General features: G+C 64.4%; 10 protein-coding genes. 8 read left to right on the top strand and 2 right to left on the bottom strand.

The features are described from left to right. The 3 genes from A9X01_RS30775 to A9X01_RS27975 all read left to right on the top strand — a co-directional run. A partial coding sequence (locus tag A9X01_RS30775) for a hypothetical protein (protein WP_172832624.1) occupies nucleotides 1-238 on the top strand: 238 nt, incomplete at its 5' end. Beyond that, the gene (locus A9X01_RS27980) at nucleotides 193-939 is read left to right on the top strand and encodes a hypothetical protein (protein ID WP_253849447.1); all 747 of its coding nucleotides are present in this window, start codon (nucleotides 193-195) and stop codon (nucleotides 937-939) included. The genes A9X01_RS30775 and A9X01_RS27980, both read left to right, overlap by 46 nt. A gap of 12 nt (nucleotides 940-951) precedes the next feature. Beyond that, complete coding sequence (locus A9X01_RS27975) at nucleotides 952-1,902, top strand: TIGR03564 family F420-dependent LLM class oxidoreductase (RefSeq protein WP_065123825.1); 951 nt, start codon at nucleotides 952-954, stop codon at nucleotides 1,900-1,902. A gap of 3 nt (nucleotides 1,903-1,905) precedes the next feature. Here A9X01_RS27975 and A9X01_RS27970 read toward each other — a convergent pair whose 3' ends face one another. Beyond that, complete coding sequence (locus A9X01_RS27970) at nucleotides 1,906-2,826, bottom strand: LysR family transcriptional regulator (RefSeq protein WP_065123813.1); 921 nt, start codon at nucleotides 2,824-2,826, stop codon at nucleotides 1,906-1,908. 113 nt (nucleotides 2,827-2,939) lie between these two features. Here A9X01_RS27970 and A9X01_RS27965 point away from each other — a divergent pair, with 113 nt between their 5' ends. The 3 genes from A9X01_RS27965 to A9X01_RS27955 are packed head-to-tail and all read left to right on the top strand — an operon-like array spanning nucleotide 2,940 to nucleotide 5,379. Beyond that, nucleotides 2,940-4,226 carry an aromatic ring-hydroxylating oxygenase subunit alpha gene (locus A9X01_RS27965; protein WP_065123812.1) on the top strand — a complete coding sequence of 429 codons (1,287 nt, stop codon included), beginning with the start codon at nucleotides 2,940-2,942 and terminating at the stop codon, nucleotides 4,224-4,226. Next, a complete protein-coding gene (locus A9X01_RS27960) occupies nucleotides 4,223-4,546 on the top strand; it encodes a hypothetical protein (RefSeq protein WP_065123811.1) in 324 nt (107 codons plus the stop codon). The genes A9X01_RS27965 and A9X01_RS27960 overlap by 4 nt, the downstream gene beginning before the upstream one ends. Before the next feature lie 2 nt (nucleotides 4,547-4,548). Next, nucleotides 4,549-5,379 (top strand): TauD/TfdA dioxygenase family protein, encoded by an 831-nt coding sequence (locus A9X01_RS27955; protein WP_065123810.1) that lies wholly within the window; start codon nucleotides 4,549-4,551, stop codon nucleotides 5,377-5,379. Nucleotides 5,380-5,390: 11 nt separating this feature from the next. On the opposite strand, the gene A9X01_RS27950 is transcribed toward A9X01_RS27955, so the two are convergent. Beyond that, entirely contained in the window at nucleotides 5,391-6,026 is a 636-nt protein-coding gene (locus A9X01_RS27950) for a TetR/AcrR family transcriptional regulator (protein ID WP_065123809.1), read from the bottom strand. 23 nt (nucleotides 6,027-6,049) lie between these two features. On the opposite strand from A9X01_RS27950, the gene A9X01_RS30270 reads away from it, so the two are divergent. Both A9X01_RS30270 and A9X01_RS27945 read left to right on the top strand, forming a co-directional pair. Beyond that, the gene (locus tag A9X01_RS30270) at nucleotides 6,050-6,208 is read left to right on the top strand and encodes a hypothetical protein (protein ID WP_155772324.1); all 159 of its coding nucleotides are present in this window, start codon (nucleotides 6,050-6,052) and stop codon (nucleotides 6,206-6,208) included. After that, nucleotides 6,205-7,002, top strand: a complete 798-nt coding sequence (locus A9X01_RS27945; protein WP_065123808.1) for a spirocyclase AveC family protein — start codon at nucleotides 6,205-6,207, stop codon at nucleotides 7,000-7,002. The genes A9X01_RS30270 and A9X01_RS27945 overlap by 4 nt, the downstream gene beginning before the upstream one ends. Nucleotides 7,003-7,080 lie beyond the last annotated feature (78 nt).

Here is a 7,080-nt window from a genome sequence, read left to right as displayed (position 1 = left end):
CGATGGCCACCCCTGGAAACTCTCCGCGGACGACGCCGTATTGTTCGTCGGCTCCGGCGAACTCGAGCTCTACGTGGAACCCGACTGCGCGGATGGCGCCGAGATTCCAATCCGGGTCGCCACCGCAGACGACGGCCGCCCGTACCTGCAGGCGGCCGACCCCGATCCCGACGCACTGCATAAGCTTCCCTCGTGTTCGCCGGACGATCGCGAGGACCCGACAGACGTCCAGGAATAGGCACGCCCACCGACGAGGCCGTCGGTATCCTTGCCGCCGGCAACGGCAACATCAGCACACTGTTCGTTTCCATGGCGAAGCGCCATCCGGACGGCGCCGACGCGGACTACCTGCGCTGGCACTCGCTGGATCACCGTCCCGAGCAATACCGCCTGCCAAGCCTGCGTGCGTCCCTGCGTTTGGTGTCCACGCCTGAGTGCCGGTCGGCTCGGGTGGTCAGCCGGGAGCCTTTCGATCCCGTCGACCATGTGATGACATACTTCTTCAGCGACCGCGGCGGGCTGGAGGCGTTCACCGAGCTCGGCAGGGCGTTGCGCGACGCCGGGCGGATGATGCCGTTGCTGCCGCCGGTGCAACGAGGGGTGTACGAGGTGGGGCGCAAGTCCGCCGCTCCGCGGGTCATGGTTGGCGCCGACGTGCTGCCGTGGCTACCGCTGCGGGGAGTCTTCCTGCTGGTCGAGCGGGGGACCGCGCCGAGCGACGGGCTGGCCGACATCGACGGGGTGGCGGGCGTCTGGTCCGCGGCGCAAGAACCCGCCCAGTGGATCAGCTATTGCTTCCTGGACGGCGACCCGGTGGCCACGACCGGGCACCTGGCCCCGGCACTCGAAGCCGGCTGGCGTGCGTCGGGCACCGAAGCGCTGCTGGCCGCACCGTTTCACGTCGTCGTGCCCTACCAGTGGGATCGCTATGTGCCCTGATCGGTGGGTGTCGTGCGCGTTGGTCTGATGGTCGGCTCCGACAAGGAGCGCCCGCGTGCCGACCGGGTGGCCGGGCTGATCGACGACGCTATGCGCGCCGAAAGCCTTGGCTTCCAGTCGTTTTGGATGCCACAGGTGCCGGGTTACCTGGATGCGATGACCGCCCTCACCGTGCTGGGCCAGGCCACCGACCGTATCGAGTTGGGTACGGCCGTCGTGCCGATCCAGACGCGCCATCCCATGGCCATGGCCCAGCAGGCACTGACCACCCAGGTGGCGTGCGGCGGCAGGTTCACGCTCGGCATCGGCCCCTCCCATCACTGGATCGTCACCGGGCAGCTTGGGTTGCCCTATGACCGGCCGGCGCATTTGGTCAGTGACTATCTCGACGTGCTGAAGGCGGCATTCGAAGGCGTCGGTTCGGTCCACGTGGAGAACGACAGCTACCGCGTTCATTCCAGCGTCGATGTCGCCGACGGCTTCCAGATGCCCGTCCTGTTGGCGGCGCTGGGGCCGAAGATGCTGCGTATCGCCGGCGAGCGCACGGCCGGCACCATCCTGTGGATGGCCGACGAGCGGGCCATCCGGGCTCATGTGGTGCCACACATCGCCGCCGCGGCCGCCGGAGGTCCCGAGCCGCGGATCGTGGCCGGTGTTCCCGTCGCCCTCTGCGCCAACAGCGAGGCGGAGAAGGCGCGCGGCTATGCCAGCGAGGTTCTGGGACACGCGGACTTCTCGCCGAATTATGTTCGCCTGCTTGAACATGGTGACGCCAGGGATGTGGGCGACACCATGGCGGCCGGGGACGAGGCGGCCGTCCTCGCGCGGTTACGCCGCTACCGGGATGCCGGCGTCACCGACCTGGCGGCCCGCGTCGTCCCGCTCGGTGACGACGTGCCGGCGCGCGCCCAGTCGCGACGGCGGACCCAGGAGTTCCTCGCCTCGGTCATTCCGGAGCTGTAGTGGTCACGCCCGTGCGGAGTTCTCGGTGATGATGTCGCACGCCGTCTCGTAGAAAGCGCTGATCAGCGTCGAGAAGGACAGCTGGAATGGATGGATCATGTAGACGTCCATGCGGGGCAGGCTCCAGTCCGGGAGCACCGGGACAATGCTTCCGTCGCGCAACTCGGCCGTGACGATGATCTGGTTGGGCATCGCGCCGACGCCCAGTCCCTGCAGGATGTATTGTTTGCCGACCTGATAGTTGTTGGCGCGGGCCCGGACCAGTGGGGTCAGCTCATAGCGCCGCTTGTTCTTGGCGAGCGTGAGCTTACCGGACCCTTCGCAGACACCGCAGTCGATGAAGGGCACGGATTTCAGCTGCGCCGCAGTGGTGAGGGGTTCGGGAAGCGCGCGGACAAAGTCGGCCGATGCACACAGAAAAAGCCGCAGGCTGAACACTTTTCGGGCGATCAGGGTGGAATCTGGCAGCGGACCGGTGCCGAATACGACGTCGAACCCGTCGTGCACCGGGTGAACGACGGTGTCTACCAACCGGATATCCAAGCACGAATTCGGATAGCGGCGCAGGAACGCGGCACCGACCCGCGAGGCGTAGTCGATGCCGACGAACACCGGTATCGCCACGCGCAGCTCACCGTGCGGTTCCTGCTTGCTCTCCTCCACCAGTGCGCGGACCTCGTTGGCCTCGGCAAGGATGTTCACGCCGTGGCAGTAGATCTTCTCGCCGAGATCAGTCACCGAGAGTTGATGGGTGTTTTTCCGGAGCAGCTTGATTCCGAGGTCGGCCTCCAGCTTGCTGAGCTTGCGGCTGACGGTCGATTTCGGCATCCCCAGCAGCGTCGCCGCCTTAGACAGGCTCCGGCACTCGACCACCTTGCCGAATACCAGCAGGGCATCGAGGTCGAACGGCAAGTTTTGTTTCATGGTGGCGTTCCGAAAATGCAACAGGGTGTTGCAAGTGAAGGCCTATTTGCGCAACTGGTCAAGTGCTAACTTCTCCCCGGGAGTGGGATCGGGGCCGAGAGGAGGCAGGCCTCATGGGTCGCTACGTACTGAGCAAGCCGGCAAGTGGACACTGGACCGACGCCTACCCGGAGCTGGGACGTGGCCAGGTGTCGCTGGAAGACTGCGTGTCGCCGGAGTTCTACGAAAAGGAACGCGAGCACGTCTTCAAGAAGACCTGGCTCTATGTCGGACGCGTGGAACGGGTGCCGCGCGCCGGCAGCTATTTCACCCGCGAACTCCAGTTCCTCAACACCTCGGTCATCATCGTGCGCGGCAAGGACGACATCATCCGCGCCTTCCATAACATCTGTCCGCACCGCGGCAACAAGTTGCTGTGGCAGGACGATCCGTTCCACGAGGTCCAGGGCCGAGCGCCCTTGCTGTACTGCCGTTTCCATGGCTGGCGGTACAACCTGGACGGCTCCCTGCACGCTGCGACCCGCAAGGACCTGCTGCTGGACTTCGATGCGGACAGCTGCCGGGTGCCCGGAATCCAGTGCGAGGTATGGGAAGGTTTCATCTTCATCAACCTCAACCCGCACAACACCGAGCCGCTGCGCTCCTACCTCGGCGAGCTGGCCCATGGCATCGAGGGTTACCCCTTCGCCGGTCCGCACCAGGTATACCGGTTCACGGTGGAGTTGCAGTGCAACTGGAAGATCTTCCTCGACGGCTTCGCCGAGAGTTATCACGGCCCCTACCTGCACGCCGCTTCATTCGGTGCTCTCACGGCCGAGGCCAGAGAGGCGTTCGACCAGCCGAACCCGTTTACCGACGCGTTGGCCTATCAGCTCAGCGGACCGCACCGAATGTTCTCGTTTTCCGGGGAGCCGTCGCAGAAAACGCCATACTCAAAGCCGATCGAATGCGTGATGGAAGCAAGCGCTGCAGGCCCGTGGCACAAGCGAACCGATCGCGGCCCCATGCCGGCGGGTCTGAATCCCACGCAGTCGGAAAAGTACGGCTTCGATTCCTTTCAGTTCTTCCCGAACTTCGTGCTGATCTTCGGTGCCTCGGGATTCAGCACGCACACCCATTGGCCGACGGGTCCGCACTCGCACATCTTCGAAGCCGAGATGTTCTACCAGCCACCCAAGACCCACAAGGAGCGGCTCGGTCAGGAGCTGACGGTGACTTTCCTCAACGACATCATCCTGGAAGACGCCAGCCCGTCCGAAGGTCTGCAGGCGATGCTCAACAGTGGCGTACTCACGCACTTCACGATGAACGACGAGGAGATCCTGTTGCGCCACCTGCACAAGGTGGTCGGCGACTACGTGACAGCCGGTGAGCGGGCTCGGGCAGCGGTTGACCGATGAATACCACGCTGCCGCCGGAGTTTTCCGCTCTCGAACACTTGGTCGCGGAGTGGGCCATCGAGGACGGGCACGAGCGCTACGTGAAACGCGTCAACAGCTCGATGGCCGAGATCCAGGCGTTCTACGACGAAGTGTTCCCACACGCCGAAGAGGCGGTCGCCTATATCGACAAGTTCGACTATTCCGAACCGCTGCCCGAGGATGTCGCGAACCTGCGCAACCTGTTGTACTCCCTGATCACCGTGTCTCTGGCGGTCGAGTTGTGGCGACAACCGCGAGTCAAGCATTCGGCGAACACCATCCTCACCAGGCTGAGCTGATCATGGGACTGTCCACCGCACGGCTCGAAATCATCAACCGCACACCGCTGATCGGCAGCGAGATCAGGACAGACCTGCAGACGTTGCTCAGTGGCAGCGCGGCCGGGGCCATCCGGGCCACGCTGGGGCGGCGCGGAGTGGTCTTCTTTCGCGGCCTGCAGATCAGCGATGAGCAGCAGGTCACCATCGCCAAATCCCTTGGCAGCATTGTGCAGAACGAGGGCGAGGACGGCATCTACAAGATTTCACTCGATCAGCGGGTGAATCAGCGCGCCGAGTACCTCAAGGGTTCGATGTTCTGGCATTTCGACGGCTCGCTGCAGCCCTATCCCAATCTCGCCACCGTGCTGCGGGCGATCACGTTGTCAGATTCCGGCGGACAAACCGAATTCTGCAACACCTACGCCGCATACGAGGATCTGCCCGATGCCGACAAGGCGGCCATCGCCGACCTTCGGGTGGTCCACAGTGCCGAGCGGTCGCAGTACTACGTACGTCCCGAAATGAGTTACGAGGAAGTCTGCTTTTGGCAGAAGTCTCCGACGAAGTCGTGCCCGTTGGTCTGGACGCACCGGTCCGGCCGCAAGTCGCTGCTGCTCGGCGCGACCGCGGATTACGTGCTCGGCCTCTCGGTAGAGGAGAGTCGCGCACTGCTTGCGCGCCTTCGTGATTGGGCCACGCAACCGCGCTATGTCTACCGGCACGAGTGGCAGGTCGGTGACCTGCTCGTGTGGGACAACACCGGGACGATGCACCGGGCGCTGCCGTATGCCGCGGACAGTGGCCGCCTCATGCATCGCACGGTAATCGCCGGCGAAGAACCGTTGCACTGAGCCGGGACTCGTTACTGGCGATGCAGGAAGCCGTGCAGAGTCGCTTGCACCAGTTCGTCGACGATCACGTCGCGGGAAGGTTGTTGCTCGCCGAAGAACGTCGAGCGCAGCGCCACCATGCCCACGATGGTGGCGACCGTGGAGTGCGCGGGCAGGTCTGGTTGGCTCGAGCGCAATCCGCGTAATTGCATGCCTTCGGCGCTGATTCGGCCGAGCACCCCGATGGCACGCCGGATATCGGCGATGCCGGCGTCGGTCATCTCCGCCTCGCTGAACGTCTCGGCTGCCGCGAGCGTCAGCAGCAGGCCTCGGTGTTCCACCATCACGTCGTAGAGCCGGCCGACGAAGTGCCGGGCCAATTCTTCTTCGTCGGTCTCTTCCGGGACGACCGATTGCCAGGTCCGTCCGAACTCGTCGACGAAGTTCGTGAACGGAAGGACGAGCGCTTCCCGGAACAGTCCGGCCTTCGAACCGAAGTTGCGGAACAGCAGGTATTCGGAAACGCCAGCGGCCTCGGCGATCTCGCGAGTCGTCGTGGTGCGGTAATCCTGGCGGGCAAACAGCGCACGTGCCGCGTCGAGCAGCAACCTGCGCGGCTCACCGCGGGGCCGGCGGGACGGCTGGCGCACGGCATTCACGATAGCCATTTTGACCCGTCACTTTGAATAGTGTGCACTATTCAAAGTTGGTGTCGCTGTCGAAGGGAATCGTCGTGGGCGCGGTCATCATGCTCGGCACCCTGTTCGGGCTGATCGCCCTGATCTTCGGCGCGGTCCTGTACTTCGACCCCGAAGCGCGCGGCGGTGCGGCCGACGAGCGGGACCGATGAACACCGAGCTGACGCCGTTGCTGACGGCGGCGGTCATCTTCGGCTGGGGCAGCGGCATCGTGTTCACCGCGCTCGGTGTGTATTTGAGTATCCGGGGCCGCCGGCTGCACCCGCTGCTGCTGCTGTGTATCTCGGCGATCTCTTTCTCGTGGATTGAGGCGCCATACGACTGGGCCATGTACGCCCAATTTCCACCCGCGCTACCCCGTATGCCGTCCTGGTGGCCCTTGAACATGACCTGGGGAGGGCTGCCGTCGTCCGTCCCCCTCGGCTACATCGGCTACTTCGTCCTGCCTGCGGTGATCGGCGCGGCGCTCGGCCGACGACTGAGCGCGCGGTTCGGGTGGCGGCGACCGATCACGCTGCTCAGCGCCGGCTTCACCATCGGGTTTTGCTGGGCGTTCCTGTTCAACGCATTCGTCGGGGCCCGGCTCGGCGTCTTCTACTACGGCTACGTCATTCCCGGGCTCGCAGTCTTCGAGGGAACCAAGCATCAGTACCCGATCTATGACTCCATCGCGCTGGGCGTGCAGATGATGGTCTTCACCTACCTGCTCGGCCGAACCGATGCCCAGGGCCGCAATGTCATCAAGATGTGGGCCGACAAGCTGTCGAAGACACCCGCCCAATCGGCCGCGCTGTCCATCGTGGCCGTCATCCTGATCGGAAACCTGCTCTACGGCGCGGTCTTTGCGCCGCATCTCGTCACCAAGCTGGGCGGCTGGGTGACGTCGGGCTCAAACGAGCAGTTGTTCCCGGGTGTCCCGAACCAGCCCAAGCACGGCGGACGCTGAGCTCAGCGCACCGCGCAGGTCACTTCTTCGACACAACTTCGCAGCATTCCTTCTTGCGGGGATGACACCGCGCCACGA

This window comes from Mycobacterium asiaticum (genome assembly GCF_001668675.1).
GTDB classification, from domain to species: Bacteria; Actinomycetota; Actinomycetes; order Mycobacteriales; family Mycobacteriaceae; genus Mycobacterium; species Mycobacterium asiaticum_D.
Note: the sequence above shows the minus strand (reverse complement) of the source record. Positions and strands in the feature narration are given on the sequence as shown.